Raw genomic sequence first — 25,530 nt, forward strand, 5'->3', positions numbered from 1 at the left:
GCCTCCGCCGGCTAGGTGTTTCCACGCCATCAAGTTTCCCTCCGGATTGACGATATCTGTTCACCTACACTTCCTGTTCCGGAGCCTGCAATGCGAGTCGCGTCCATGGCGCTGTCGATGAGCAGCCAATACAGTTTCAGTCAAAGCCTCACCGTTCAACAACTAAGCCGCGCCTGGGTACAACTCCCTCCCGCCTCCGCCCCTGCGAAATCCTCCTCCGACGTCAGCCTGAGTCCCGACGGCGTCAACGCCAGCGCCAAGGACAAGGAATTCTCCGATGGCATGACGCCGATGCTGGGGCTGATCAAGGACATTCTGGAAAAAGTGCTGGGCGTCAAATTCAAAGTGGTTGACGGCACTTTGCAAAGAGACGACGGCAAGGAGCAGCCATCCGCCGACTCGCGCCCCGCGCGCTCCGGCCAGTCTTCGGCGCCGCAGCAACTGCTCGTCGGCGGCGAGCTCAAGCAGACCGTCGACTATCAGGAAAGCGAAAGCCTGGCGTTTTCAGCCAAGGGCTCGATCAAGACCCAGGACGGCCGCGAATTCAACTTCGCGCTGGACGTGCAAATGAGCCGCAGCTTCGAATACCACAGCAGCAACACTATCCAGTTCGGCAACGGCAACGCCACCGACCCCCTGATGCTGACCCTGGGCAACGACGCCGGCAGCTTCAGCGGCGCCAGCGTCAGCTTCGACCTGCAAGGCGCGGGCAAGCAGACCCAGTTGCCCTTCGTCAACAACGGCGGCTGGCTGGCTCTGGATCGCAACGGCGACGGCAAGGTCAACGACGGCAATGAACTGTTCGGCATCCAGTCGGGCAACGGCTTCGCCGATCTGGCCAAGCTGGACGGCAATGGCGACGGCGTGCTGGATGACGGCGACGCCGCGTTCGCGCAGCTGAAACTCTGGTCCGGCCGCGACGGCGACAAGGACCAGCTGATGGGTCTGAAGGAGTTGGGCATCGGCGCCATCCTGCTGCCCAGCGTGGACAGCCCGTTCAGCATCAAGAACGCCGACAACCAGTCCCAGGCCGACATCCGCCGTTCCGGCGTCTATCTGACCGAAGACGGTCGCGCCGGCCGCATCAGCCAGGTGGACATCTACGGCTGAATCGGCCCCGCGCCAACGACAAAGGCCGCTTACGCGGCCTTTGTCGTGTCCGGCTAACGCCGGTCAGGAAATATAGTTGAACAGCGAGAGCTGGGTCACCTTGTTGTAGGTCAGCTGGCTGTACTTCAAGGAAGTCTGCGCCAGGGTGAAATCAGAGATCGCCTGCGGCATGTCCAGATCCTGCAAATCGCCGATGCTGCTGGCGTACTGCAGTTTCAGGCTGCCCCCGACATTCTGCATATTGTCGTTCTGCTGACCCCGGGCGCCGATGGACGCCAAAGACAGCGACATCTGCTGCTGAGCCGAGTCGATGGCGTTGATCGCGCTGTTCAGCTGGGTACCGAAGTTGGCGGGTTTGGGATTCTGGCCCAGCAGGGTGTTCAACTGGATCAGGCCGTCGAAGGCCGCGGTGGCGCTGCCGCCGGGCGTGCCGAACACCGTGCTGCCCGGATCGGAAATCGTCATCTGCTGCGAGGCGCTGATCTGCACGCTGCGCTGGCCGGTATCGCCTTGATACGTCGCCGGCGGCACCGCCGACAGGCTGACGGTGAAGGGCAGCGTATCGGTCTTGTTGCCACTGAACAGATAGTTGCCGCGGCCGTCGGTGGAGTTGGCGTAAGTCGTCAACTCGGTGATGCCCTCCTGCAGCTGCTTCTGGATCGCCTGCAGCTCGGTTGGGCTCAAGGCGCCGCTGCCGGCGGAAATCGCCAGACTCTTCATGCTGGCCATCAAATCCGACGAACTCTTGATCGCGGTTTCGGACAGCGACAGCCAGGAACTGACCGCCTGGGTATTGCTGATGTACTGGCTGTTCTGACCCTGCGACTGGCTGATCAGCAGAATGCGCGCCGCGGCGACCGGATCGTCGGCCGGCGTCACTACCCGCTGCTGATTGTCGATCTGCATGGTGAGCTTGTAGATGCTGGCCTGCAAGCTCTGCATATTGTTCAGGCCGGACTGATAAATGTTGTTGGAGCTGATACGCATCGGTCTCTCCTTAGCCCATCAGGTTCAGAATGCTGGAGAAGGTGGTTTGCGCCACCTGTATCACCTTGCTGCATGCCTGATAAGACTGTTGATACTTGATCAGATTGGCCGCCTCCTGATCCAGGCTCACCCCGGTGACGTTGGACAGGCTTTCCGTGGTTTGCTTCAAAGTATTCAACATCGCCGCGGACTGTAGCTGCGCGGTATTGGTCTGGTTGCCCACCGAGGCCACCAGCGTCGAATAATAAGAACCGTAGGACTGATTGCCCACCAGCTTGAGGTTCTGCTGCGCCAGCAGCTCGCGCAAATTGGTGTTGTCGCCCGGCGGCGGCTTGGTGCCGGCCGGGGCTGGGCCCACGGTGAAGGTCTGGCCGTTGACCGGCGCGCCGGACAGCTGAAAGCTGACGCCTACGTCCACCGGCGGCACCGCCGTGGTCTGCAGCTTGAAGCTGTTGCTGGCGCCGCCGCCCGCCGGCACCACATTGTAAGGGCCGCCGCCGTTGGGGCCGGCGATGGTGGCGGTCATCGTCGCCGGACTGCCGGTGGCGGTAATGGTCATCCCGGTCATGCCGATGGACGGGTGCGTCGTGGTGCTGGGAAAGACCGGCGGCACGCTGTTGATGCTGCCCGCGTAACCGCCCGGCAACGTGGCCCACACACCGCTCATGGTGACGCCGTTGCCGCCTGCTCCGCCGGTGGACACCATATTGGACGCGGTGGCCAGTTTATTGGGGTCGCCCATTAGCACTTGCAGATTGCCGGCCGCGTTCTGCGGATTGGAGGCGTAGCTGCTCAGATCGTTGAAAATGGGCTGACCGGCGGCGCCGGTGTTGTCGACGCCCAGCTGGTTCTGATAATTGATCGAAGCGGAAAAGTTGATCGCCATCGTGCCCAGCTGCTGCCGCGCCTGCAGCAAGGGACCGTCGCGGAAGTTCAGCAAACCTCCCAACTGGCCGCCGGAAACCAGATTGTTCGGAATCGCCGTCACCGTGCCGTTGGGATTGTTGAACACCAGCTGCAAGGTGGTGGGATCGCTGGCCAAGGGCTGCGTGGCCAGGGTGTTGGTCTGACCGCCGGTCACCAGGGTCTGACCGTTGCCGATGTAGACGGAGTAAGTGCCGTCCGCCTGCGGCACCGCCTTGGCGCTGACCAGCTTGTTCAATTCCAGCATCGCCTGATCGCGCTGGTCCATCAGCGTGTTGGGCTGCGCACTCAACTGATTGCCGCCAGTCAATGCGGCGATTTCGGTGTTGAGACTGGCGATCTGCGAAGCCAGCGCGTTGATGCTGTCCACCGTGGTCTTGATCTGGCCGTTGGCGCCGGACTGCAGCTGTTGCAGCTGTCCGTCGATGGTGGCGAACTTGGTGCTCAGCGCCTGGGCCATGTTCAGCACGGTCTGCCGGCTGGGAATGGCGTCCGGCTGCTGCGACAGTGTCTGCATCGCGCCGAAGAAATCCTGCAAAGCGGGAAGGATGGAAACGTCGGTCGACGCCATCAGATTGTTGATCTGATTCAGCTGCTTGACCTGGGTGCTGTAATAGCTGCTGTTGGTCTGCGCGGTTTGCACCTGACCGGACAAGAATTTGTCATAGGTGCGCAGCACATTGGTGACGTCCACGCCCTGCCCCAGGAAACCGAAGCCCTGGTATTGCGGCGTGCGGCCGGCCTGGGTGATGTATTGAACGTTGTATCCCGGCGTGGAGACGTTGGCGATGTTGTTGCCGGTTACCGACAAAGCCGTTTGAGCCGCATTCAGTCCGCTCACGCCGATCGAGAAAATATTGGAGCTCATGATTTACCTCTGTTTGCTTTATCGGCCCGGCGCGCCGAAACTTGACCCTGAAGCGCAAGCTCGGCCGCCGCAGCCTTGTTCTTAACTGCGCGTGGTTTGCTGCGCCAACGTCGCCGCCACGTCCACCAGCTTGCGCGCGTAGCGCGGATCGGTGGCGTAGCCGCCGGATTGCAGCGCATGCGCGAAGCCGTACATGTTCTGCCCCTGGTTCAGCGCGCTCTTGTAGCGCGGCGAATCCTTCAACAGCCGGGCGTAGTCGCCGAAGGCCTCGGCGTAAGAGCCGTAGGCGCGGAATTTTTCCACCCGCTTCTGCGCGACTCCGCCCTCGTATTCAGTGGTCATCACGCTGACCGTGCGCCCCTGCCAATCCCCGCTGGCCTTGATGCCGAACAGATTATGGCTGTTGCTGCCGTCCGGGTGGCGGATCGCCCGCTTGCCCCAGCCGCTTTCCAGCGCCGCGTGCGCGACCACGGCTTCCGGCGCCACGCCCAACTGGGCCGCCGCCGTGCGGGCGTGCGGCAACATTTCGGCGGCGAAGTCGCGGCTGCCGCCCTTGCCGGCCGCCTCGGCCTTGGCCTGACCGGCCGGAGCCGCCAAGGTCAGCGCCGCGCTGGCGGTTTGCTGCGCTTCCTGGTAGGCCTGCAGAGCCTTGGCGCCGCCGGCCGGCCGCGCAGCCAGTTGCGGCCCTGGAGCGGCGTAAATCGTGCGCGCGCTCTTGTCGTCCGGATCGAAATTCGATTGCTTGGCGATCTGGCGATACAGCATGTCGCCCAGGCCCAGGCCGCCGTTGGAGCTCAAGGCCTGAGTCAGCTGCTGATCGTACAGGCCCTGGTAGGTGCTCAAATCGTTGGATTCGCCTTCCGGGTCGAACTTGGTCTCGCGCATGCTCTTGAGCAAGGTGTTCATCAACAAGGCCTCGAACTGCGACGCCGCCTGCCGCGCCGCGCCCTTGGGATCCTTGATCGCCTGCGCTCGCAACTCGTTCAGCTGGTTCGGATCCACGGCCAGCTGCCGGTTTAGCAAATCGTTGGCGCTCACGGCGCCGGCATTGATGGACTGAATCGTCATTTCTCGCTCCTGGAATCCAGCTAAAAGCAAGATTCGGGCCAGAAAAAAAAGACGGCCGCCCGGCCGTCTTTTTCCTTGCCGTTCTCGCGGCGCGTCAGATGATCTGCAGATCCGCTTTCAGCGCGCCGGCGGACTTCATCGCCTGCAGAATGGAAATCAGATCCTGGGCGTTCGCGCCCAGCGCGTTCAGCGCCGCCACCACTCGCGACAGATTGGCGCCGTTGGGCACGCTGATCAGCTTGCTGCCCGGGGTGTTGATGCTGATGTCGGCCTGATTGGTCACCGTGGTCTTGCCGCCGGACAGCGGGTTGGGCTGGCTCACTTGCGGCGTGTTGCTGACCGTCACCGTCAGATTGCCGTGCGACACCGCGCACGGCGCCAGGGTCACCGCCTGATTCATCACGATGGAGCCGGTGCGGGCGTTGATGATGACGGTGGGGGAAACATCTGCCGGGTCGACGGCAATATTTTCCATTTTGGCCAGAAACTGCACGCGCTGGTCCGGGTCGAACGGCGCGCGCACTTCGATCAGCCGGCCGTCCACCGCGCGCGCGGTGCCCTGGCCGAACGATTTGTTGATCGCCTGCACCACGCGGTTGGCGGTGGTGAAATCGGACTCGCGCAACTCCAGATTGATGAATTCGCCGGAACCCAGCGCGGTGGGCACTTCGCGCTCCACCGTGGCGCCGGCCGGAATGCGGCCCACGCTGAGCTGATTGATCTGGGCGGAGCTGCCGCCCGCCGAGGCGCCGGCGCCGCCGACAACCACATTGCCCTGCGCCATCGCGTAGATCTGTCCGTCCGCGCCCTTCAGCGGCGACAGCAGCAAGGTGCCGCCGCGCAGGCTCTTGGCGTCGCCGATCGACGAAGCCGTCACGTCTATGGTCTGCCCCTGCCGCGCGAACGGCGGCAAGGTCGCGGTCAGCGTGACCGCGGCGATGTTTTTGGGGTCGAGCTTGGTGCCAGGCGGCACTTGCACGCCCAGCTGGTTCAGCATATTGGACATTGCCTGGCCGGTGAACGGCGAAGACGTGACTTTGTCGCCGCTGCCGTCCAGGCCCACCACCAGGCCGTAGCCTATCAGCTGGTTGGGACGCACCCCGCCGACATTGGTCAGATCCTTCAAACGCTGCGCCGCCATGGCCGGGAACAGGGCCAGCGCCAGCAGCATCGCTAACATCAATCGCTTCATTATCTCGCCCGCTTTCAGCCCGCCGCGCCCGCCAGATGGCCGCGCCCGGGCCGCTAATTCGTTAAATCGGCAATATGCTCATGAAAAACTTGGTCAACCAGCCCGGCTCATTGTACAGCCGGTGCGTGCCCTTGGTCTGCTGCTCGATGCGCGCGTCCGCCACCTTGAGCGAAGACACGCTGCGATCCGCGCTGATGTCGCGGGGGTTGACCACGCCGGACAGGCGGATGGACTCGGTGTCGCTGTTCACCCGCACGACTTTCTCGCCGCTGATCGACAGATTGCCGTTGGGCAACACCTCCAGCACCGTGACGGTGATGGAGCTGACGAAGGAGGTGGCCACCTTGTTGTCGCCCTTGCCGGTATTGTTGGCCGAACCCGTACCGCCAAAATTGGCGCCGGCCAAACCGCCGGCGGCGCCGCTGGGCAGGAAGGGAATCTTGATGCCGGCGTTGATGCTGCTGTTCAGGCCCGAGGTGCGGGTGTTGGTGGTCTGCTCCGACGCCGACGTCGACGAGTTTTCCTGGATGTTCACCGTCAGGGTGTCGCCGACATAGCCCGGCATCCGGTCCTGGAACAAGGGCCGGTAGCTGGCCGTCTGGAAAATCGAGCCGTTGCTGGGCATGCTGACCGGCTGCGGCTGCGGCCGCGCGCTGGTGGGCTGCTGCACCAGCGGCGGTTCCTGGGTCACGCAAGCGCTCAAGAGCGCGGCCAGCAAGGCCGCCATCGCCATCGCTTTCATGAAACACCTCGTTTATTCATTTCAATCGGCGGCCATCGGCGACGGCCGCCACGCTACATTACAACTGGCTCAGCTTCTGCAGCATCTGGTCCGCGGTGGTGATCGCCCGCGAGTTCATTTCAAACGCGCGCTGCGCGGTGATCATGTTCACCAGTTCTTCGGTGACGTTGACGTTGGACGCTTCCAGGAAACCGGAACGCACCGCGCCGCGGGTGTCGGTCTGCGGATCGCCGTCCTGCGGATCGCCGGAAGACGCGGACTGCAAATACAGATTATTGCCCACGCTCTCCAGGCCCTGCGGGTTGATAAAGGTGGTCAGCTGAATGGTGCCCGCGGTTTGCGCCGCCGGGTTGTTGGGCAAAAAGTACTGCACCACGCCGGCGGTGGACACCGTAATCTGGTTGGCGGTGCCGGGAATATTGATATTGGGGTTCAGCGGATAGCCGTCCGGGTTCACCACGTCGCCGTTGGAGTTGCGCTTGAACTCGCCGTTGCGGGTATAGGCGGTGGTGCCGTCCGGCAACTGGATGCGGAAGAAGCCCTCGCCGCCAATCGCCATGTCCAGCGGTTGCGTGGTCTGGGTCATATTGCCCTGGGAGTGGATGCGGGCGGTGGCCACCGCCGCCGAACCGGTGCCCACCTGCAGGCCGGTGGGCGTGGTGTTGCCGTTGGCCAACTGCGCGCCGGGCTGGCGCAGGGTCTGGTAATACAAGTCCTCGAAAATGCCGCGGCTGCGCTTGAAACCCACGGTGTTGACGTTGGCCAGGTTGTTGGACACCACGTCCAGTTGAAACTGGCTGGAATCCATGCCGGTCTTGGCGATGTACAGTGCGCGCATCATGGCTTGTTTACCTCGTCTCCAGAACCGCGCCGCCCCTGTCGGGCCGCCGCGGCGAAATCTTATATTATGGTTTAGCCGTTGGTGGACAACAGCTGAGCCGCCTGCTGATCGCCCTGCTGGGCGGTCTGCATCAGGCGGACGTTGAGGTCGTACTGGCGGGCATGGGAGATCATCTGCACCAGGCTTTCCACCGAGTTGACATTGCTGGCCTCCAGCATTTCCGGCACCAGCTTGACATTGGCGTCGGCGGCCGCGTTGCCGCCGCCGTTGACGCGGAACAGGCCGTCCTCGCCCTTGTACACGTCCTTGGGGCCGGGGTTGACCATCTTGATCTGCCCGACCAGCTGCGGGGTGCGCACCGCGCCGGACAGCGGAATCGCCACCACCGAGCCGTCTTCGCCCAATTGAATGCGGGAACCGGTGGGCACCACGATGGGACCGCCGTCGCCCATGATGGGCAGGCCAGAGCGGGTGCGCATCATGCCGGTGGCGTCCAGCACATAGCCGCCGTCGCGGGTATAGGCCTCGTTGCCGTCCGGCGCCTGCACCGCGAAGAAGCCTTTGGAACCGATGGCGAAGTCGCTGACGTTGCCGGTGTGCATCAGGCTGCCCTGGCTCAGATCGTGGCCCACGGTGTTGTCCACCACATAGGTCCGCGTCGGCGCGCCCTCGCCCACCACCGGCAAGGCGCGGAAGGCCACCACGTCGGCCTTGAAGCCGTTGGTGTGCACATTGGCCAGATTGTTGGCGGTGGTGGCCTGCTGCCACATCACGTGCTTGGCGCCGTTCATCGCCAGGTAAAGCATTCTATCCATCGCGCGCGCTCAGCTCATCAGATGTTCAGCAGGGTCTGCACCAGGGTGTCCTGGGTCTTGATGGTCTGCGCATTGGCCTGGTAATAACGCTGCGCGGTAATCATATTGACCAGCTCCGCGGTCAGGTCGACGTTGGAGTCCTCCACCGCGCCGGCCTGGATGGTGCCGGTATTGCCTGCGCCGGGCGCGTTGTAGGAGGCGATGCCGGAATCGTAGGTCTGCGCCCACAGATTATTGCCCTTGGACTGCAAGCCTTGCGGATTGATGAAGTTGGCCAGCGCGACCTGGCCTATGGTCTTGGTCTGGCCGTTGGTGAACGTCGCCTGGATGATGCCGGAGGACGAAATATTGATGCCCTTCAGGTTGCCGGGCGCGGAGCCGTCTATGGTCGGCGGCGTGGTCACGCCGAAGTTCTGCCCCACCTGGGTGGAGCCGGTGAAGCTGAAGGCCACGGTCTGCGGCACCGCCGAGCCGTTGAGCGGGCTGGGGGTGAAGTTGATGTTGAACGGTCCGGGCGTGGTCAGCACGCCGGAGGTATTGAAGGTCAGCGAAAAATTATTGCTGTTGGGCGGCGTGTTATTGGCCGGATTGCCGTCCACATAGGCGGTCGCGGTCCAGGTCCGGCCGGCGGCGGTGGGCGCGCCGGCGACATAGTACATGGTCACCTGGTGCGGGTTGCCCAGCGAGTCGTAAACCGTATTGGTGTTCGACCAGTTGTAGGAAGACGAATTGGTCGGATCCAGCGGCGCGACGGTCGGCACCGTGCTGCGCGAGTCCAAATTGACGCCGAGAGTGGCCTTGGTGGTGGCTTGCGGCGACACCAGGTTGGAGTTCAGCTGTATTTTGCTGACCTGCCCCTGGGAGATGTTGCCGGCGGCGTCGGCCTGCCAGCCCTGCAGGAAGTTGCCGTTGTTGACCACGTAGCCCTGGTTGTTGATCTGGAACTGGCCGTTGCGGGTGTAGGACAAGGTGCCGTCCGGCTGGGCCACGGTGAAGAAGCCGCCGTTGTTGATCGCCAGGTCCAGGCTGCGGCCCGTGGTGGTCACGTTGCCGTTGCTCATGTTCTGCGTCACCGCAGCCACCTTGACGCCGATGCCCGGCGTGGTGGTGGCGATGCCGTACAAGGTGTTGCCGTACATGTCGGCGAACTCGGTGCGCGAGCTCTTGAAGCCGACGGTATTGGCGTTGGCCACGTTGTTGCCGATGGTGTCCAGCTGGGTGGAGGCGGCGTTCAAGCCGCTCAAGCCTTGTTGAAAGCCCATGATGTCAGTCCTTGAAGTCGAATGAGGTCGGTGGGATTAGGCGGTCATCTGCGCCACGTCGCCCAGTTGGGCGCGGCTGCCGTCCGGCAGCACCAGCTCGGGGACGCCCTGGTCCCAGGCCACCGCGGTCACCGTCTGCGTGTTGTAGGCCACGGCCGTGGTGCTGCCGTTGGCGCTGGCCTGGGTCACGTCGGCGCTGAAGCTGTATTTGCCGGCCGGCACCACTTCGCCCTTGTCGTTCTTGCCGTCCCAGCTAAAGGTGTTGACGCCGGCCACCGGCTTGTCGATGGTCATGGTGCGGACCACATTGCCGTTGGCGTCCTTGACGCTGACTTTCACAGTCTGCGCCGGACCGTTCAGCAACACGCCGGCCGGGGAGGTGCCGCCATCAGGCGGCTTGGGCAAATCGCTGCCGGCCACCAGCACCTTCTTGCCTATCATGCTGGACGCCATCAGCGACTGGGAGGCCGCCTGCGCGCCGATCAGCGCCTGCATGGACTGGTTCAGCTGCTGAATGCCGCCCACCTGGCTGATCTGCGCCATCTGGGCCGTCATCTGGCTGTTGTCCATCGGGTTCATCGGGTCTTGGGAACGCATCTGAGCCACGAACAGTTTCAGAAAAGTGCTCTGAATGTCGCTGGCGCTGGAGCCCACCACGCCGGAATTGCTCTTGCTGCCGTTGACGCTGCTGTTCGGATTGGTCTGAGTCTGACTATTCAGTACGTCATAAGGATTTGCGCTAGCCATCGCCGTTACTCCTCTCGCCTCACTGGCCCAGCTGCAGCACTTTCTGCTGCAGCGTCTTGGCCGTATTCATGATTTCGACATTGTTCTGATAGGCGCGGGAGGCGGCGATCATGTCGGCCATCTCCTCCACCGGATTCACGTTCGGCAGCGTCACGTAGCCGCGCTGGTCGGCCAGCGGATTGCCCGGATCGTACTTGAGCCGCGGCGGGGTCTGATCCTCCACCACCGCGGTCACGCGCACGCCCGCCACCTGCGGCTGCGCCGCGGTCACCGGAATCGCGGTGAACACCGCGTGGCGCCCTTTGTAGGGCTCGCCGGTGGAGCTGGTCGAGCTTTCCGCGTTGGCGATATTGCTCGCCACCAGGCTGAGACGCATCGACTGCGCCGACATCGCCGACCCGGAAATGGAAAACACATTGGACAAAGACATCAGCTATTGCCTCCCTGGCCCTGGATCGCCGAACTCAGGCCGCTGATCCGCTTGTTCAAAAAAGTCAGCGTCGACTGGAAGCGGACCGCGTTCTCGGCGAAAGCCGCGCGCTCCACGTCCATGTCCACGGTGTTGCCGTCCACGCTGGGCTGCACCGCCGCGCGGTACTGCAGCGCGGCGCCGTTGCCCGCGCCGCCTGCGCCGGCGAGATGGCGGGCATCGGTCAGATTCATCGCCAAACGACCCTGCGCATCGGTTTGCGCCTGCAAGGCCTTGCCGAAGTCGAAATCCACCGCTTTGTAATTGGGGGTTTCGTCATTGGCGATATTGCTGGCCAGCACCTCGGTGCGATAAGCCCGCAAATTCAGCGCTCGCTGCTGAAAGTCGAAATGTTTGGCGATTTTGTCTAGCATGTCAGCCTCCTTGAGGCGACGTTAAAGCAGGAAGCGTGCCAAGCCGATCAAACACGCCAGCGCATTGATTTTTCTAGGCAATCCGCCAAACCACCGACCACTGATGGCCAAACGGCAACAATGAGCGGCAAGATTTGCCGCCTCCGACCGAAGCGACAGATTTTGCTTGCCGCACCGCGCAATTCGTGCCAAACCAACATAAGAACCATTGAAGACGCGTCCGGAATCGCCGACACTCATGCATGGGCCGACGGCGGCGGACGGCTTTGAGAAAATAGAGAAGACAGGCGGGGGAAGAGGCATGCTGGAAGTACAACATTTAATCGTCTCGCTGGCGGAACCGTCTCACGTTCAGGCGCAGATCATCAGCAAGGCGCTGGGCGAGATGGGCATCTCCAAGGTGGAGACCCACCCCAATGGCGAAGCGCTGCTCAGCCGCGCGCGCGAGTCGCGCCCCGACCTGGTGATCAGCGCTTACTATCTGCCCGACATGACCGGCCAGCAATTGCTGCAGCAGATGCGCGAAAGCGCCGACCTCAGCGGCATGCCCTTCATTCTGGTCTCCAGCGAAACCAATCCGGAGCGGCTGGAGCCCATTCGCCAGGCCGGCAGCCTGGGCATCCTGCCCAAACCCTTCACCAGCGGCCAGCTGGACGAAGCGCTGGCCAACGCGCTGGACTTCATCAACACCGAGAGCCTGGCCATGGAGGTGGACACCGATCTGGCCAACGTCCAGGTGTTGATCGTGGACGACAGCCAGACCTCGCGCCGCCACGTTCGCGCCGTGCTGGAACGCCTGGGCTTCGAACACTTCACCGAGGCCGCCAGCGGCGCCGACGCGCTGCCGCTGCTGGAGAGCGAAAGCTTTCAGCTGATCATCGTCGATTACCACATGCCCGGCATGGACGGCTGCGAACTGGCGCGCCACATCCGCCAGAACAGCGCCCAGGGGCGCACTCCCATCCTGATGATCACCAGCGAGACCGACCACGACCGGCTGGCCGAGGTGGAAGCGGCCGGCGTCTCGGCCTGCTGCGACAAGCCCTTTTCCACCAACAAGCTCAGAGACACCATCCGCGAACTGCTGCAGGAATACTGAGAATCCGCTCAAAGTCCGCTGCGCCTTGCGGGGTGCAACGCGCGCATTCCGCTTTCTCAGCAGTTTTCGCCTTGTCTCGCCCTGGCTCGCAAGACCTTGAACAGACGCTGAGCGGCCCTTCCCGCTTATTTGGGCGCCACCCACACCAGGCGCGAATTCGCCTTGGCTTCGCCAAACGCCTGCCGCCGCCAGTACCCCTGGGTCGCGTAAGCCCGCGCGGCGTCCAGTTCGGAGATGCGGCAGAAGTTCACCTCGCTGAAGCCCGCCTTCAGCAATTGGCTGCGGCCACGCTGACGGGTCTTGGCGCAAGTCGGCGCGCAAGCCTGCTCCACCCAAGGTTGCGGCGCGCCCTGCTGCCAGGCCAGCTCTCGTTCCAGCTTGGGTTGGGTCATCATCGCCAGGCCGTTGAGCACCGAGGCCAGCAAGGCCTGCCAACGCTCCGCCACCGCCTCGATCTGCGGCGCCAGCTCGCCCGGATACGTGACCAGCAAGGCCTCCACCCCGTCGGACTCATGCAGCCATTGCGCGGCGTCGCGCGAAAACCCCTCTTCCACCAGCGTCAGCAGCAAGGCCCTGCGCTCCGGCTGATGCGAGACGAAGGCCCCGCCGCCGCCCGGCACGTGCAGAAAGAAGGCGTCGGCCGGCAAACTCAGCGTGTCCGGCAACTGCGAGGGCAGCCGGGTGTGGGCCAGAGCCTGCGCCAGACCGTCGTCCAGATGGGAAATCACGCGGCCATGGCGGGCGAAACAGCCCCAGGACTCGGCCAAGGCCAATTCGGCGACGATGGTCCGCTGCTCCACGGCGAACACCTGGGCGGCGCGCTCCAGTTCGCGCTTGATCACTTCCTTCATTTCCTTGCGCGCCGCGGACGGCTGCAAAGCCTGGACATACAGCTGGCTGACGCGCTTGGCCCAAGGACGGGAGGCCGCATAACGCTGCACGGCATACACCATTCCCTACCCCTTTCCTGAAACAAAAAAGGGCGCATTGTAACAAAGCGCCCCCGCGGCCCCAAGCTGCGATCCGGCTTCAGACGCCGCCCTCCCTCTTGCCGGAGGGGCGGACCCGGCTTTCGGCGATGCCGGAATACAGCCACTGCCGGAAATGATTCAAGGTCATCGGCTTGCCGAAATAAAAACCCTGCAAATACTCGAAGCCCTTCACATTCAGATAGCTTTGCTGACCCTGGGTCTCCACCCCTTTCACGATCACCTGCACCCCCATCTCGTTGGAGGACAAGAGCAGGCCGTCCAGAATATTGCCCTTCAGGCTGTCCTGGCCCAAGGCCGACACATAGCCCTTCTCAACCTTCAGATAGTCGAAGCCCCAGCGGCTCAGATAGGTCTTGTCGGCATAGCCCGCGCCGAAGTCGTCCAGCGCCAGCCTCACCCCCATCTGCCGCAAGCCGTTGATCACTTTCTGCGCGCCGGACGCCTCCTGCAGCGGCGCCCGCTCCGATACCTCCAGCACCAGTTGCGCCTGCTTTTCGCGCAATAGATTGACCAGCGGACGGCAATCCTCCAGCAGCTCGGGCAAAGCCAGATGCTCGGTGGAGATATTGACCCCGACCATGAAGCCGGGAGGCAGCACGATCTGCTTCAGCTCCTCGGCCACCCGCCGCAGCATGTAGCGCGTCAGCGACACGATCAAGCCGGCCTCGATCGCGGTCTGGATGAACAGTTCTGAGCGCACATTGCCTTGCACCGGGTGCCGCCAGCGCGCCAGCACCTCCACCCCGACGCATTCGCCGCTGGCCGCGGTGACGATGGGCTGGTAGTGAGCGAAAAACTCTTTTTGCCGAATTCCCTCGGAGATCTCCCAACCCGTCGCCTTGCGCCCGCCGGAACCGCGACGCGCGCCCCAGGCGACGCCGCAGCCCAAGGCCGCCGCCAATAACAAGGCCAGCCATTGGGTCTTCAGCGCCAGCAAGGGCGCCGCCGCCCACTGCGGCGCCGCCAGCACGCCGATGCGCGCCGGCGCGGACGGCACCCAGGCCACCTCGCCGGCCGCGTCCGCGCCTTGATCCCTGACTTCGCCGTTGGCGGCCAGCGCCCGCCCGCCAGCTAGCAGGCTCACTTTCACGCCTTCGCGCTCGGCCAGCGCCAGTTGCGCCACCAGCGGCCCGGCGTCCAACTCCAGCACCCCGGCGGAGTGCGCCAGCCGCAAGCCCGGCAGCAGCTGGCCGTTGCCGGCGGGCAACAGGCTCGCTCCGCTTTCCAGCCCGCCCGCCTCCGCCGGCACGCCGCGACGCGACGCGCACAGCGCGCCGCCGGCGCCGCGCGCCTGGGCGAAGCGCACCAGCGACGTGCGCTGAACCAATTCCGCCAAAGCCTGGGTCTGGGCTCGGCAATCCGGCTCCGGCGGTGGCAGCGTGTCCAGCCGCGTCAGCGCGGCGAAAGCCGGCGACAATTGCCAGGTCAGTTGTCCGGCGACCAGCTCGGCCTTTTCCCCGGCCAGCGACTGCATCCGCCACGCGGTCAGCGCCAGCGCCAGGCCCAGCGCCAAGGCCAGGGCCAAACCGACGCAAACGGCATAGGCCGCGCCAGGGGAGCAGGACATCAACCAGGAATGAGCCCGGTCCGTGCTTGCGAATCTGTTTTTTCCACTCATTGCCTGCCCTCAACGAAGGTTTCACGCATGGCCCGTCATCGTTGAAGTGTAGTTAGAAGCGCGCAAATCTCCACAAGCCGACGCCGCGCGACGAAAGCCGAGTCCATGGGCTACGCCATGGGTCCGCGACAGTTGTTTTGGAAAATCGCCGCCGCAAGCGGCAAACAATCAAATACTTAGCCGGCATGTTTTGAAAAAACAGTTGTAAACCCGTCTGATTTACCGTATAGTCCGGCCTCTTGTGTTTCCACCGGGCATTCCAAACCACGCCTCAGCCCGAGTGAGATTGCTTCATCGTCCCTGACCATTTCCAGGCTTCGTCCACGCTTATAATGTCGCATCAGACTGGACCGCTGTTCGCCGCTTGTCAGGTTAGTGCCGATGATTTACGGCTTAAAGGCGCCGTATAACCGACCGCCACCAACCTGGCTACAAGTGACGCCGGCAGTATCCGGCTTGAAAGGACATCATGCATTTTTCCGATCTGGGCATCGCCCCGACCATCCTGCGCGCTCTGGAAGCCGCCGGCTATTCCTCCCCTACCGAAGTACAGGCCCAAGCCGTGCCCGCCGCCATCGCAGGCCGCGACCTGCTGGTTTCCGCCCAAACCGGTAGCGGCAAGACCGCCGCCTTCCTGCTGCCGGCGCTGACCAAGCTGTCCGAGCGCTCCACCGGCAAAGGCCAAGGCCCGCGCGTACTGGTATTGTGCCCGACCCGCGAACTGGCTCAGCAAGTTGAAAAGAACGCGCTGGAATACGGCAAGGATCTGCGCTGGATGAAAACCGTCTGTCTGGTGGGCGGCTCCTCCTTCGGCTACCAAACCCGCGCGCTGTCGCGTCCGGTAGACCTGATCGTGGCCACCCCGGGCCGTCTGATGGACCACATGCGCTCCGGCCGCATCGACTTCTCCCGCCTGGAAATGCTGGTGCTGGATGAAGCCGACCGCATGCTGGACATGGGTTTCATCGAAGACATCGAAACCATCGTCAAAGCCACTCCGGAAACCCGTCAGACCGTGCTGTTCTCCGCCACGCTGGACGGCACCGTGGGCCGCATGGCCGAGAAGATGACCCGCGATCCGCAGCGCATCGAGATCGCCCGCACCGAAACTTCGGGCGGCACCATCGAAGAGCACCTGCTGTACGCGGACGACCTGAACCACAAGCATCGTCTGCTGGATCACATCCTGAAAGAGTCCGGCTTTGACCAGTGCGTGATTTTCTCCGCCACCAAGGCTTACTCCGAAGAACTGGCCGACAAGCTGTCCGACCAGGGCTACTCCGCCGCCTGCCTGCACGGCGACATGCCGCAAAGCTGGCGCAACCGCACGCTGAACGACCTGCGTCGCGGCCGCATCAAAATCCTGGTGGCCACCGACGTGGCCGCCCGCGGCATCGACGTGCCGACCATCACCCACGTGGTGAACTTCGACCTGCCGAAGCAGGCTGAAGACTACGTGCACCGCATCGGCCGCACCGGCCGCGCCGGTCGCGACGGCACCGCCATCACCCTGGCGGAGTCCAAGGAATTCCACAAAGTGCGCCGCATCGAGCAGTATCTGAAGCGTCAGATCACCGAAGGCGTGATCGAAGGCATGGAACCGACCCGTCGCCCGCCGAAAGGCCCGCGCCGCAACAACAACGGCAAAGGCGGCTACGGCGATCGTCGTCCGGGCAGCGGCGGCCGCGGCAGCTACGGCAATCGTCGCGAAGGCGGTTACCAGGGCCAGCGTCGCGAAGGCGGCTATCAGGGCAACCGCGGTCCGCGCAGCACCCAACAGCAGTAAATCTCAGACGCCCCCGGCAGCGGGGGCCGCTGAAACAGAACGCCATCGGCTCGCCGATGGCGTTTCGCATTTCAAGCACGGCTCGCCCGTCCGCGCAAGGCCAGAGCCAGGAACAGCCAGGCGCCATGCGGCAGCCACTGCTCGGTCCAGCGCCAGGACTGGCTGATATCGGTCTGTTCCGGGCTCAGAAAGGCAACGCCGTCGTCCGCCCCCGGCGCGGCGGTGATCCCGTTGCAGACTCCGCCGCAGGCGTTGTAATAGCCGGGCTCGTAACGCGGATTGTTGCGCCCCCAGCCCTGCAGCATGCAGACATCGAAGGGGTTGCGCCCCAAAATCCAGTCCAGCGCGCCCTGCGCGTACTTCAGCAGCGCTTCACGCGCCGCGCCCTCCTCATGCTCCGCCAAAGCGCAGCCCGCCGCGGCCAAGCCCCCCAGCCGCGCGTTCTCCCCCTGCCACCAATAAGCGCTCTCATTGGCTTGCGGCATGAAAAAGCGCGCCGCGCCCTCCTCACCGTCGCGGGCCACCCACTGCCGCGGATAGGCGAAAGGGTTGCCCGCCGCCGCCGTCAGCGCCATCTCCGCATCCAGCCCGCGCCGGACCGCCCGTCGCGCAGCGTCCGCCAGCGGCGAAGCCGGCAATACCGCGGCGAAACGCAGCAAGGCCAGATAAGGCAAGCCGGCGTCGACGCCGTGAAAGAAGCTGCGCCGGCGCTCCGCGTCCATCCAGAAGCGGCCGGCCTCGTCCTGCTGCGCCAGCATCCGCCGCGCGCGCCGGTCGGCGGCGTCGGCGAACACCGGCTCGCCGCTGGCGGCGTACAGCTCGCAGGCGGCCAGCAGCGCGCAATAATCGTCGATGAAATTTTCGCAACCGTCGTCCAGGTAACGCGCGTTGTACTGCTGCAGATGGGCGAAGCCGCGCCGCGCGGCGGCCAGATACTCGCCGCGGCCGAATTCGCCGTCGCGCGGCAACTCCGCCGCGCGCGCCAGCGCGGCGATCGCCAGACCGCCGCCTTGGCGAAAACCGGCTTGAAAACCGGAAGACTTGAGCCCGCGCTGGGTGGAGTAGGCGCACAGTTCTCGCTGTTCCGGCGCCTTGCTCCAGCCATCGAACAGCGTCATGTAGAAGAAGCCGGACGGGTGCTGCATCCGCAATAGAAAATCGGCGCCGTGCAAGGCCTCGTCCACCATGCGCTCGTCGAACCAGCGCGGCTGCGGCGGCAAGGCGGCTCGCCCCGCCATCAGGCCCCAGGCCAGCAATGGCGTCTGCTGGGGATTCATGAAGTTGGCGTAAGACAGATGGGACAGGTATTTCGAGCAGTCGCCGGAAGCGTCGAACCAGCCTCCGCGCACGTCCCGCCGCGTCTCTTCGCCCCACTCCGGCGCCGCGCGGTCGGCCTGGTCGTAAAGACCGGTGCAACGCTGCGACTTGAAGTAATGCAGCAGATCGGACAACATCTGGCCGCCCAGGCAATCCGGCCCCACCTCGAACTCGTGACTGATCACCGGCGGCGCGCTGTCCCGCAGCCACAGTCGGTATCGACCCGGCCGCGTCCAGTCGCTGAAATCGGCCTGCCAGTAATGCCATTCCGGCCACCCCTCCGCCATGCCCTGCGGCCGCAAAGGAATTTCGGCCGCGAGCCGCCCGCCGCCATCCAGCAAGACCAGCGCCGCCGGCGCGGCCGCGGCCGGCGCTTGCAGCAAGGCCAGCTTGGGCGCTTGCGGTTCAAAACCGATGTGGTTCAGCAGAATCTTCATCGCGCGGCTCCCGCTAATAAGTAAATCGTTTTGCCTTAATGACGGGCAATATTTACGCGCCGCGACGGCCAGGTCAAGCCATTGACATAAAAAGTCGCCGCATCAGGCCTTGAGCAGCACTTCGTACTGCGGATTGAACTCGTCGAAGATGGGCAACGCCGCCGCGCCCAGCGCCACCGTATCGCGGCCGGCGCCGCCCAGCAGCACCCGCGGGCCGCAGCTTTGCCGGATAGACACCGGCAGCGGATGCAGCCGCTGCTCCAGCTGCTCCAGCAAGGCCGGCGGCAGAAAGCCGCCTATCACTACCGCCTCGATGTCCAGCAGGCTCTCCAGGATATTGATCGCCTGGCGCAGCGGCGGCGCGGCGGTGGCCAGCCAGCGCTCGATGCCGTAGCAGATCTCGGGCGTCGGCCGCTGCAGGCTGCGGGCCGCCAGCTCGGCGTCGTCGGCCAGGCCCAGCGTTTCGTACAGCGCGCGCAGCGACACATAGCGCTCCAGACAGCCATGGTTGCCGCAATCGCAGGGCCGTCCGTCCGGCATCACGATCATGTGGCCGATTTCGCCCGCGTTGTGGCGGACGCCGGCGTACAGCCGCCCGTCCAGGAACAGCCCAGCGCCCAGGCCGGCGCCGATGAACAGATAGACGAAGTTGCGCAGCGCGGCGGCGCGGCCGTACAGCCGCTCGCCGACGGCGGCCGCGGTGGCGTCCTTTTCCAGCAGGACCGGCAGGTCCAGCCTGCGCTCCAGCTGGGCCGCAGCGTCCACCTCCTCCCAACCCGGCAAGGTGGTGGGCCCCACCGAGCTCATGCCCTCGACCCCGAACGGACCCGGCATCACCAGGCCCAGGCCCAGCACCCGGTTCCAGTCTATGCCGGATTCGGCGCGCAGCCGGCCCACCACCTCTTCGATCAGGGGCAGGGCCAATTGCGGATCCGGTCGCCGCACCGGCGCCTCCACTCGCGCGCGGCATTGGCCGGCCAGGTCCACCGCCACCGCGATCAAGGACTGGGTGTCCAGCTGGATGCCCAGCGAGTAGGCGCCGTCGGGATTGATGCTCAGCGGTATCGCCGGCTGGCCGCGCGCGCCCTCGCGCATCGGCTCGCCTGCCAACAGCATGCCGCCGTCCAGCAACTCAGCCGCGATATTGGACACCGTCTGCGGCGTCAGCGCGGTCAGGCGGGCGATTTCGGCGCGGGTCAGCTGCCCGTTCAGGCGTATGGTCTCGATCACCGCGCGGCGGTTGTGCGCGCGGGCGTGCTCCAGATTGGTCCCCGCCACCGTGCGCGGGTCCTGGCCTGCAGGAATGGATTTCATGCCGGCAGTATGGCGAGCCGGCCCCGGGCGGACAAGCGCGCCGGCCGGGCCTGTTGCGGCGACGGCGACAAGCGGACGGCATTATCGCCACAATTAAATAAATCAACTTGACGAAATGCCATCGTAATGATTGAATTTCTGAAAATTCTAATGTGGCATCGCGAAACATCCATGCAAGCCGATGATATTGCTGAGCTTTGCGTGAAAACCCGCACTGGATCCAGGACAGCATCGTGACTGAAGCTTTTGAATACCGCCTGGGCGTCGACGGCGGCGGCAGCGGCACCCGCGTCTGCCTGAGCGACGCCGACGGTCGCCCGCTCGCCCGCGCCGAAGGCGGCCCCTCCGCCTTGTCTCGCGGCGTGCCGCAGGCCTGGAGCGCCGTGAACCAAGTCGTCGCCAGCGCCTTCGCCCAAGCCGGCCTGCCGCCAGTCCCGCCGGCGCGATGCGCGATCGGGCTCGGCCTGTCCGGCGTGCACAACGCCGATTGGGCCGAAGCCTTCCGCGCCGCCGACCCCGGCTACGCCCGCCTGCGCCTGGCCACCGACGGCTACACCACCTTGCTGGGCGCCCACGGCGGCCTCCCCGGCGTGATCGTGGCGCTGGGCACCGGCAGCATAGGCGAAGCGCTGTACCCGGACGGCAGCCATCGCGAAGCCGGCGGCTGGGGCTATCCCAGCGGCGACGAAGCCAGCGGCGCCTGGCTGGGCCAGCGCGCCGCCCAATACGCGCAGATGGCGCTGGACGGCCGCCTGGCCGCCACGCCGCTGACGCGGGCGGTGCTGAAGCATGTCGGCGGCGACTGGCAGGCGATGATGGCCTGGAACGGCCGCGCCACGCCGACGCTGTTCGCGCAGCTGGCGCCGCTGGTGGTGGCCAACGGCCGTCGCGACTCGCTGGCCGCCGAGCTGCTGCGCCAGGCCGGCCGCGACGCCTGGTCCATCGCCAAGGCGCTGGACCCGGACGAGAGCTTGCCGACCGCCCTGTGCGGCGGCCTTGGCCAGGCGCTGCGCGATTGGCTGCCGCCGGAATTCGCCGCCCGTCTCAGCGCGCCGCGCGGCGACGCCTGCGCCGGCGCGCTGCTCCTGCTGGCCGCCTGACTCTCCCCCTCACCGCAAAGGATTCTCCATGCGTCTCTCCCCGCTGCTGCTCGCCGGCTTGCTGGCCCTGGCCGGCCCGGCCCGCGCCGACAAAATCGTGGTCGAATACTGGACCGATTCGCTCAAGCCGCAGTTCGACGCCTACTTCGCCGCCGCGAAGAAGCAGTACGAGGCGCAAAACCCCAATGTCGAGCTGCGCTGGGTGGATGTATTCAACGAGGGCTTCGAAACCAAGCTCAACGCCGCCATCGCCGCCGGCCGGCCGCCGGCGCTGATCAACCACGATGTGCCGCGGCTGTACAAATACGCGCAAAAAGGCGCCCTCCTGCCGCTGGACGCCTCCTTGCCGGCCGACAAGGCCGGCTATCTGCCCAATGCGCTGGCCGATCTCAGCGTGGGCGGCAAGCTCTACGCCTACCCCTGGTACAACAACGTCAATGTGCTGGTGCTAAACGGCGAGCTGTTCCGCAAGGCCGGACTGGATCCGGCGCGCAAACTGGACAGCCTGGAACAACAGCTGGCCGCGGCCAAGGCCATCCGCGCCAAGACCGGCGTGCCCGGCCTGCTGCCGCAGCTGGGACAAATCGACGGCATCATGCTGGGGCGCGGCCTGCCCTTGCTGCAAAACGGCAAGGCGGTCTTCAACGGCCCGGCGCACGTGGCCTTGCTACGCCAATACGCCGACGCCTACAAGGCCGGCGCGCTGGCCAAGGAAAACCTGTTCGCCGACGACAACTACCAGGCCAGCGTCAAGCTCTACAACAGCGGCCGGCTGGCGATGATGGAAACCGCGCCCACCGCAGTGCGCCGCACCCAGACCGACGCGCGCGCCGTGTTCGCGGTCAGCCGGGTGCAGCCGGCGCCCTTGGGGCCCACCGGCGTGGTCCAGGGCGGCTATCAGTTCGGCTGGGCGGTGTCCAAGGGCCTGCCCGCGGCCACTCAAGCCGAAGCGATCAAGTTCGCCCGCTTTCTGACCAGCGACGCGCAGCAACTGGCTTTCTCCAAGGTGACCGGCGCCACCTTCCCGTCCACCCGCGCCGCGCTGCGCGACCCTTACTTCACTCAGGCCGGCGGCAGCCTGGTGGACGTCGCCCGCGCCCAGGGAGCCAAGGCGGCGCCGGACATCCGCACCTTCAGCCTCGGCGGCGTGCCGCGGCTGGCGGACCTGAAGAAGAAGCTGGTGGACAGCGTGGAGGCCGCGGTCACTGGCCGCAAGGACGCTCAGCTGGCGCTGGACGAAGCAGTCGCGTTCTGGAACCGGCAGCTGAAATAAGCGCGCGGCGATGAAATCCAGCGCCCGCAACGCCTGGCTGTTTCTGGCCCCGGCCCTGCTGCTGATGGCGGCGTTCACCTTCTGGCCGCTGTTGTTCGGCGCCTATCTGGCCTTCACCCGCTACGACCTGCTGTCGCCGCCGCAGTGGGTGGGCCTGGAGAATTTCGATTATCTGCTGCAGGACGAGGTGTTCTGGCGCGCACTGCGCAATTCCCTGCTCTATCTGCTGGTGGTGCCGGCGATCCAGCTGGTCGCCATCGCGCTGGCCCTGCTCGCCAACCGGCCGCTGCGCGGCGTCAAGCTGTTCCGCGCCGCCCTTTACCTGCCGGTGATCACCACCGTCGCCGTGGTCGGCATCATCTGGAACTGGATGTACGCCGACTACGGCGTGTTCAACAGCGCGCTGCGCTGGCTGCGGCTATTGGCCGCTCATCAGGAGATCGGCTTTCTCAGCGACGAGGACATCGCGCTGTTTTCGGTGATGTTCGTCACCTTCTGGCGCGGCGTCGGCTACTACATGGTGCTCTACCTGGCCGGCCTGCAGGCGATTCCGGCGGAGATGCAGGAGGCGGCGCTGCTGGACGGCGCCAACGCCTGGCAGCGCTTCTGGCGCATCACCCTGCCGATGCTGAAGCCCACCATCCTGTTCTGCAGCCTGATTTCCACGCTGGACGCCTTGAAAGCCTTCGAGGAAGTGCTGGTGATGACCCGCGGCGGCCCGCTGAACTCCACCTACACCGTGTTGTATTACATGTTCCATCAGGGCTTCGATCAGCTGGACTTCGGCCGCGGCGCCGCCGCCGGCCTGTTGTTGACCCTTGTGTGCTTGTTGCTGGCCGGCCTCAACTTCCGCCTGCTGCGCCCCGCCCACCGCTAGCTTCCAGGACGCCCGCCATGACCGCCGCCCCAAGCCTGCTTGCCCGCCCCGCCCGGCGAACCCGTTCGCGCGCGCTGCGGCGCCTGCCGGACTACCTGCTGTTGCTGGCGCTGGCCTGCGCCGCCTGCTATCCGTTTTGGTGGACGCTGATGATTGCGCTGGGCGACGGCGAGCAGGTGTTCGACTTCCCGCCCCGCCTGCCGGACCCCTTGTCGCTGGCCCACTTTCGCGAGGTCTGGAACCAGATCCCGATGGGGCGGTTTTTATGGAATTCGGTCTTGATTTCCGGCCTGACCACCGCCGGCACCTTGCTGGTTTCCAGCTGCGCCGGCTTCGCGCTGGCGCAGTTGCGCTTTCGCGGCCGGCAGTGGGTGTTTTACGCCATCATCGCCACCCTGCTGCTGCCCAGCGAAACCAATGTGCTCAGCAACTACGTGACCCTGTCCTGGCTGGGTCTGGACGACAGCCGCGTCGGGGTGGCGCTGCCGACGCTGGCCGGCGCTTTCGGCATCTTCCTGATGAAGCACGCCTTCGAGGAGATTCCCGAGGAAATCGTCGCCGCCGCGCGCATGGACGGCGCCGACGACTGGCAGCTGTTCTGGCGCATCTGCCTGCCGCTGAGCCGGCCCTATCTGGCCACCCTGGCCATTTTCACCCTGGTATGGTCGTGGAACGGCTATGTCTGGCCCAGCGTGGTGCTGAAGAACCCGGACCTCTACCCGCTGTCCGTCGGGGTGCAATATCTGAAGGGCGCCTTCGCCACCTCCACGCGGATGGTGGCCGCCGGCGCGGTGCTGACCATCGCGCCGGTGCTGCTGGTCTTCCTGTTTTGCCAGCGCTATTTCATGCGCGGCATGGACGGCGCTGTCAAATAAGGCCGTCCCGCCGGCGCGCTCAAGCGCCGCACAGCTCGGCCAGCCGCTGCGGCTCCGCCACCAGGAAATTGCCCTCGCCCTGCAATTGGACGATGCGCGCGTCGCGGCGGCGCTCCCAGGCGTTGACCGGGTACTGGCGCGCCCAGGCGCACATCAGTTGCCGGTCCTGCCGGCTCATGCGCAATTGGTAGCGCGCGTGCATGTACAAGGTGATGCGCGCCGCCGCGCCGCGCACTTCCTCGCGCGGCTGGAAGCGCTTATTGCCGAAATCCGTCACCGATTGGCATTGGCCGTACATGGTCGTCGGCTTGCGGCTCCACGCGCCGTAGGCGAAGTTGGCGCGGTCGCCGTTGACCTCGCCCACCGCCGGCACCAGATTGTTCAGATCGCCTTCGGCCATGCGGAACACCGGATCGCTGGACGCGCAGTTCTTGCGGCCACCTTGCTGCCAGCACTGGCGCTGGTGGCCCAGGTTCCAGGCCGGCACCACGTGCTCCCACTCGATGCGGCTGGCGCGGGTTTCCGATTTGCGCGGCACATAGCCGCAGGACGCCCAGTCCACCGCCTTGCCGCGGTAATCGCAACCGCAATAGAAGTCCTGCTCCATGCCGGCGAACACCCGCGGCAGCACCTTCTTGGCGTTGGAAAAGTCGCGGTGTCCCACTTGCTTGACGCCGCTGACCAACTGCGCCGCCTGAACCTGGCCCGGCGCGCCGGCGTCGGCCGCGGGCCGCGTCGCCTGCTCCAGCTGGCGCACCACGGCGGCGCCGGCCTTGGCCAGGGTTTTGACTTCCGCGGATTGGCTGATTTTGGAAAATTCGGCCGCGTCGCAGCCGGCCAACAACAAAATAACGGGGAGGAAGATGGGATAACGCATGGCGGGCAGTGTAAGTACCCGCCGCGTTCACGACAATAAGATGCAAAAAATATTACAAATGATAATACGGGTGAATTTTAATAAAAATTACAATGTCATTGCGTGGCGCGCAAAGGCTGCTTATGCAGCCGGACGATGGCTTCGCCGGTGGGCGCGGCCATCATGTCGCGCAGCGTGTATTGATCCAGCGTCTTGAAAAACGCAGCCAGCGCCTCGTCCAGCGCGCCCTTGAGCCTGCAGCCCGGCCGCAGCGCGCACGGCGGGTCCGCGCAATCTATCAGCTGCGACAAACCTTCCAACGCGCGCACCACTTCGCCGACGCGATACTGCTCAGGCGCCCGCGCTAGCGCCAGACCGCCGCCCTTGCCGCGGCTGGTCTGCAGCCAGCCCTGCTGCGCCATGAAATGGACGACTTTGACCAGATGGTTGCGCGACACCTCGAAACGGGCGGCGATTTCCGGGATGGTGGCCAATTGGCCTTCGTCCTGCCAGGTCAGATACATCAGCACGCGCAGGCCGAGATCGGTGAAACGGGTCAGTTGCATGGTCCGGGACCTAGAGGGAAA

Annotated in this window: 24 protein-coding genes; 7 read left to right on the plus strand and 17 right to left on the minus strand. The window is 65.0% G+C overall.

What is annotated here, in order from left to right; translation table 11 throughout:
- Positions 1 to 90 precede the first annotated feature (90 nt).
- On the plus strand, positions 91 to 1,110 hold the full coding sequence (locus tag VK98_RS10290) for a hypothetical protein (RefSeq protein ID WP_156187818.1): 1,020 nt from the start codon (positions 91 to 93) through the stop codon (positions 1,108 to 1,110).
- A 63-nt stretch (positions 1,111 to 1,173) separates the two neighbouring features.
- Here VK98_RS10290 and flgL read toward each other — a convergent pair whose 3' ends face one another.
- The 11 genes from flgL to flgB all read right to left on the minus strand — a co-directional run bounded on the left by flgL (position 1,174) and on the right by flgB (position 11,399).
- Entirely contained in the window at positions 1,174 to 2,097 is a 924-nt protein-coding gene (flgL, locus tag VK98_RS10295) for a flagellar hook-associated protein FlgL (protein ID WP_048413938.1), read from the minus strand.
- A gap of 10 nt (positions 2,098 to 2,107) precedes the next feature.
- On the minus strand, positions 2,108 to 3,889 hold the full coding sequence (flgK, locus tag VK98_RS10300; protein ID WP_048413939.1) for a flagellar hook-associated protein FlgK: 1,782 nt from the start codon (positions 3,887 to 3,889) through the stop codon (positions 2,108 to 2,110).
- Between the two features lie 81 nt (positions 3,890 to 3,970).
- Positions 3,971 to 4,957, minus strand: a complete 987-nt coding sequence (gene flgJ / locus VK98_RS10305) for a flagellar assembly peptidoglycan hydrolase FlgJ (RefSeq protein WP_048413940.1) — start codon at positions 4,955 to 4,957, stop codon at positions 3,971 to 3,973.
- Between the two features lie 94 nt (positions 4,958 to 5,051).
- Positions 5,052 to 6,137 carry a flagellar basal body P-ring protein FlgI gene (locus VK98_RS10310; RefSeq protein ID WP_275899837.1) on the minus strand — a complete coding sequence of 362 codons (1,086 nt, stop codon included), beginning with the start codon at positions 6,135 to 6,137 and terminating at the stop codon, positions 5,052 to 5,054.
- A 73-nt stretch (positions 6,138 to 6,210) separates the two neighbouring features.
- Positions 6,211 to 6,891 (minus strand): flagellar basal body L-ring protein FlgH, encoded by a 681-nt coding sequence (locus VK98_RS10315; RefSeq protein WP_048413942.1) that lies wholly within the window; start codon positions 6,889 to 6,891, stop codon positions 6,211 to 6,213.
- Positions 6,892 to 6,949: 58 nt separating this feature from the next.
- Complete coding sequence (flgG, locus tag VK98_RS10320) at positions 6,950 to 7,732, minus strand: flagellar basal-body rod protein FlgG (RefSeq protein ID WP_048413943.1); 783 nt, start codon at positions 7,730 to 7,732, stop codon at positions 6,950 to 6,952.
- Positions 7,733 to 7,803: 71 nt separating this feature from the next.
- Positions 7,804 to 8,547, minus strand: a complete 744-nt coding sequence (locus VK98_RS10325; protein ID WP_048413944.1) for a flagellar basal body rod protein FlgF — start codon at positions 8,545 to 8,547, stop codon at positions 7,804 to 7,806.
- A 17-nt stretch (positions 8,548 to 8,564) separates the two neighbouring features.
- Complete coding sequence (gene flgE, locus VK98_RS10330) at positions 8,565 to 9,809, minus strand: flagellar hook protein FlgE (RefSeq protein ID WP_048413945.1); 1,245 nt, start codon at positions 9,807 to 9,809, stop codon at positions 8,565 to 8,567.
- A gap of 36 nt (positions 9,810 to 9,845) precedes the next feature.
- Positions 9,846 to 10,556: a flagellar hook assembly protein FlgD gene (locus tag VK98_RS10335; protein ID WP_053077327.1), complete on the minus strand. Its 711-nt coding sequence runs from the start codon at positions 10,554 to 10,556 to the stop codon at positions 9,846 to 9,848.
- 19 nt (positions 10,557 to 10,575) lie between these two features.
- A complete protein-coding gene (gene flgC / locus VK98_RS10340) occupies positions 10,576 to 10,986 on the minus strand; it encodes a flagellar basal body rod protein FlgC (RefSeq protein WP_048413946.1) in 411 nt (136 codons plus the stop codon).
- Complete coding sequence (gene flgB, locus VK98_RS10345; protein WP_048413947.1) at positions 10,986 to 11,399, minus strand: flagellar basal body rod protein FlgB; 414 nt, start codon at positions 11,397 to 11,399, stop codon at positions 10,986 to 10,988. The genes flgC and flgB overlap by 1 nt, the downstream gene beginning before the upstream one ends.
- Before the next feature lie 301 nt (positions 11,400 to 11,700).
- On the opposite strand from flgB, the gene VK98_RS10350 reads away from it, so the two are divergent.
- Positions 11,701 to 12,498, plus strand: a complete 798-nt coding sequence (locus VK98_RS10350) for a response regulator (protein ID WP_048413948.1) — start codon at positions 11,701 to 11,703, stop codon at positions 12,496 to 12,498.
- A gap of 125 nt (positions 12,499 to 12,623) precedes the next feature.
- On the opposite strand, the gene VK98_RS10355 is transcribed toward VK98_RS10350, so the two are convergent.
- Both VK98_RS10355 and VK98_RS23315 read right to left on the minus strand, forming a co-directional pair.
- Positions 12,624 to 13,451, minus strand: a complete 828-nt coding sequence (locus VK98_RS10355) for a hypothetical protein (RefSeq protein ID WP_048413949.1) — start codon at positions 13,449 to 13,451, stop codon at positions 12,624 to 12,626.
- Positions 13,452 to 13,527: 76 nt separating this feature from the next.
- Positions 13,528 to 15,057: an EAL domain-containing protein gene (locus tag VK98_RS23315; protein ID WP_231589246.1), complete on the minus strand. Its 1,530-nt coding sequence runs from the start codon at positions 15,055 to 15,057 to the stop codon at positions 13,528 to 13,530.
- A 520-nt stretch (positions 15,058 to 15,577) separates the two neighbouring features.
- Here VK98_RS23315 and VK98_RS10365 point away from each other — a divergent pair.
- The gene (locus VK98_RS10365; protein WP_048413950.1) at positions 15,578 to 16,894 is read left to right on the plus strand and encodes a DEAD/DEAH box helicase; all 1,317 of its coding nucleotides are present in this window, start codon (positions 15,578 to 15,580) and stop codon (positions 16,892 to 16,894) included.
- 71 nt (positions 16,895 to 16,965) lie between these two features.
- Here VK98_RS10365 and VK98_RS10370 read toward each other — a convergent pair whose 3' ends face one another.
- Both VK98_RS10370 and VK98_RS10375 read right to left on the minus strand, forming a co-directional pair.
- Positions 16,966 to 18,648, minus strand: a complete 1,683-nt coding sequence (locus tag VK98_RS10370; RefSeq protein ID WP_048413951.1) for a glycoside hydrolase family 9 protein — start codon at positions 18,646 to 18,648, stop codon at positions 16,966 to 16,968.
- Between the two features lie 102 nt (positions 18,649 to 18,750).
- Positions 18,751 to 19,962, minus strand: a complete 1,212-nt coding sequence (locus tag VK98_RS10375) for an ROK family transcriptional regulator (protein ID WP_048413952.1) — start codon at positions 19,960 to 19,962, stop codon at positions 18,751 to 18,753.
- A gap of 233 nt (positions 19,963 to 20,195) precedes the next feature.
- On the opposite strand from VK98_RS10375, the gene VK98_RS10380 reads away from it, so the two are divergent.
- From VK98_RS10380 to VK98_RS10395, 4 genes are read left to right on the plus strand one after another with little or no spacing between them, the layout of a single operon-like run.
- Positions 20,196 to 21,062: a BadF/BadG/BcrA/BcrD ATPase family protein gene (locus tag VK98_RS10380; RefSeq protein ID WP_048414028.1), complete on the plus strand. Its 867-nt coding sequence runs from the start codon at positions 20,196 to 20,198 to the stop codon at positions 21,060 to 21,062.
- A gap of 28 nt (positions 21,063 to 21,090) precedes the next feature.
- Positions 21,091 to 22,335 (plus strand): ABC transporter substrate-binding protein, encoded by a 1,245-nt coding sequence (locus VK98_RS10385; RefSeq protein WP_048413953.1) that lies wholly within the window; start codon positions 21,091 to 21,093, stop codon positions 22,333 to 22,335.
- Between the two features lie 10 nt (positions 22,336 to 22,345).
- A complete protein-coding gene (locus VK98_RS10390; RefSeq protein WP_048413954.1) occupies positions 22,346 to 23,212 on the plus strand; it encodes a carbohydrate ABC transporter permease in 867 nt (288 codons plus the stop codon).
- Between the two features lie 17 nt (positions 23,213 to 23,229).
- Positions 23,230 to 24,087, plus strand: a complete 858-nt coding sequence (locus tag VK98_RS10395; RefSeq protein ID WP_048413955.1) for a carbohydrate ABC transporter permease — start codon at positions 23,230 to 23,232, stop codon at positions 24,085 to 24,087.
- 19 nt (positions 24,088 to 24,106) lie between these two features.
- On the opposite strand, the gene VK98_RS10400 is transcribed toward VK98_RS10395, so the two are convergent.
- On the minus strand, positions 24,107 to 24,964 hold the full coding sequence (locus VK98_RS10400; RefSeq protein ID WP_082158892.1) for an endonuclease: 858 nt from the start codon (positions 24,962 to 24,964) through the stop codon (positions 24,107 to 24,109).
- A gap of 95 nt (positions 24,965 to 25,059) precedes the next feature.
- The gene (locus VK98_RS10405; RefSeq protein WP_048413956.1) at positions 25,060 to 25,509 is read right to left on the minus strand and encodes an Rrf2 family transcriptional regulator; all 450 of its coding nucleotides are present in this window, start codon (positions 25,507 to 25,509) and stop codon (positions 25,060 to 25,062) included.
- Between the last annotated feature and the right edge of the window lie 21 nt (positions 25,510 to 25,530).

This window comes from Chromobacterium sp. LK11, assembly GCF_001043705.1.
In the GTDB taxonomy this organism is placed as follows: domain Bacteria; phylum Pseudomonadota; class Gammaproteobacteria; order Burkholderiales; family Chromobacteriaceae; genus Chromobacterium; species Chromobacterium alkanivorans.

Coding starts and splice junctions, on each gene's coding strand:
- VK98_RS10375 (WP_048413952.1), bottom strand. CDS start 19,962: ATGAAATCCATTCCTGCAGGCCAGGACCCGCGCACGGTGGCGGGGACC.
- VK98_RS10350 (WP_048413948.1), top strand. CDS start 11,701: ATGCTGGAAGTACAACATTTAATCGTCTCGCTGGCGGAACCGTCTCAC.
- VK98_RS10390 (WP_048413954.1), top strand. CDS start 22,346: ATGAAATCCAGCGCCCGCAACGCCTGGCTGTTTCTGGCCCCGGCCCTG.
- VK98_RS10385 (WP_048413953.1), top strand. CDS start 21,091: ATGCGTCTCTCCCCGCTGCTGCTCGCCGGCTTGCTGGCCCTGGCCGGC.
- flgB (WP_048413947.1), bottom strand. CDS start 11,399: ATGCTAGACAAAATCGCCAAACATTTCGACTTTCAGCAGCGAGCGCTG.
- flgJ (WP_048413940.1), bottom strand. CDS start 4,957: ATGACGATTCAGTCCATCAATGCCGGCGCCGTGAGCGCCAACGATTTG.
- VK98_RS10395 (WP_048413955.1), top strand. CDS start 23,230: ATGACCGCCGCCCCAAGCCTGCTTGCCCGCCCCGCCCGGCGAACCCGT.
- VK98_RS10325 (WP_048413944.1), bottom strand. CDS start 8,547: ATGGATAGAATGCTTTACCTGGCGATGAACGGCGCCAAGCACGTGATG.
- VK98_RS10310 (WP_275899837.1), bottom strand. CDS start 6,137: ATGTTAGCGATGCTGCTGGCGCTGGCCCTGTTCCCGGCCATGGCGGCG.
- flgK (WP_048413939.1), bottom strand. CDS start 3,889: ATGAGCTCCAATATTTTCTCGATCGGCGTGAGCGGACTGAATGCGGCT.
- VK98_RS10355 (WP_048413949.1), bottom strand. CDS start 13,451: ATGGTGTATGCCGTGCAGCGTTATGCGGCCTCCCGTCCTTGGGCCAAG.
- VK98_RS10365 (WP_048413950.1), top strand. CDS start 15,578: ATGCATTTTTCCGATCTGGGCATCGCCCCGACCATCCTGCGCGCTCTG.
- VK98_RS10335 (WP_053077327.1), bottom strand. CDS start 10,556: ATGGCTAGCGCAAATCCTTATGACGTACTGAATAGTCAGACTCAGACC.
- VK98_RS10315 (WP_048413942.1), bottom strand. CDS start 6,891: ATGAAAGCGATGGCGATGGCGGCCTTGCTGGCCGCGCTCTTGAGCGCT.
- VK98_RS10400 (WP_082158892.1), bottom strand. CDS start 24,964: ATGCGTTATCCCATCTTCCTCCCCGTTATTTTGTTGTTGGCCGGCTGC.
- VK98_RS10370 (WP_048413951.1), bottom strand. CDS start 18,648: ATGAAGATTCTGCTGAACCACATCGGTTTTGAACCGCAAGCGCCCAAG.
- VK98_RS23315 (WP_231589246.1), bottom strand. CDS start 15,057: ATGTCCTGCTCCCCTGGCGCGGCCTATGCCGTTTGCGTCGGTTTGGCC.
- VK98_RS10405 (WP_048413956.1), bottom strand. CDS start 25,509: ATGCAACTGACCCGTTTCACCGATCTCGGCCTGCGCGTGCTGATGTAT.
- flgL (WP_048413938.1), bottom strand. CDS start 2,097: ATGCGTATCAGCTCCAACAACATTTATCAGTCCGGCCTGAACAATATG.
- VK98_RS10290 (WP_156187818.1), top strand. CDS start 91: ATGCGAGTCGCGTCCATGGCGCTGTCGATGAGCAGCCAATACAGTTTC.
- flgC (WP_048413946.1), bottom strand. CDS start 10,986: ATGTCTTTGTCCAATGTGTTTTCCATTTCCGGGTCGGCGATGTCGGCG.
- flgG (WP_048413943.1), bottom strand. CDS start 7,732: ATGATGCGCGCACTGTACATCGCCAAGACCGGCATGGATTCCAGCCAG.
- flgE (WP_048413945.1), bottom strand. CDS start 9,809: ATGGGCTTTCAACAAGGCTTGAGCGGCTTGAACGCCGCCTCCACCCAG.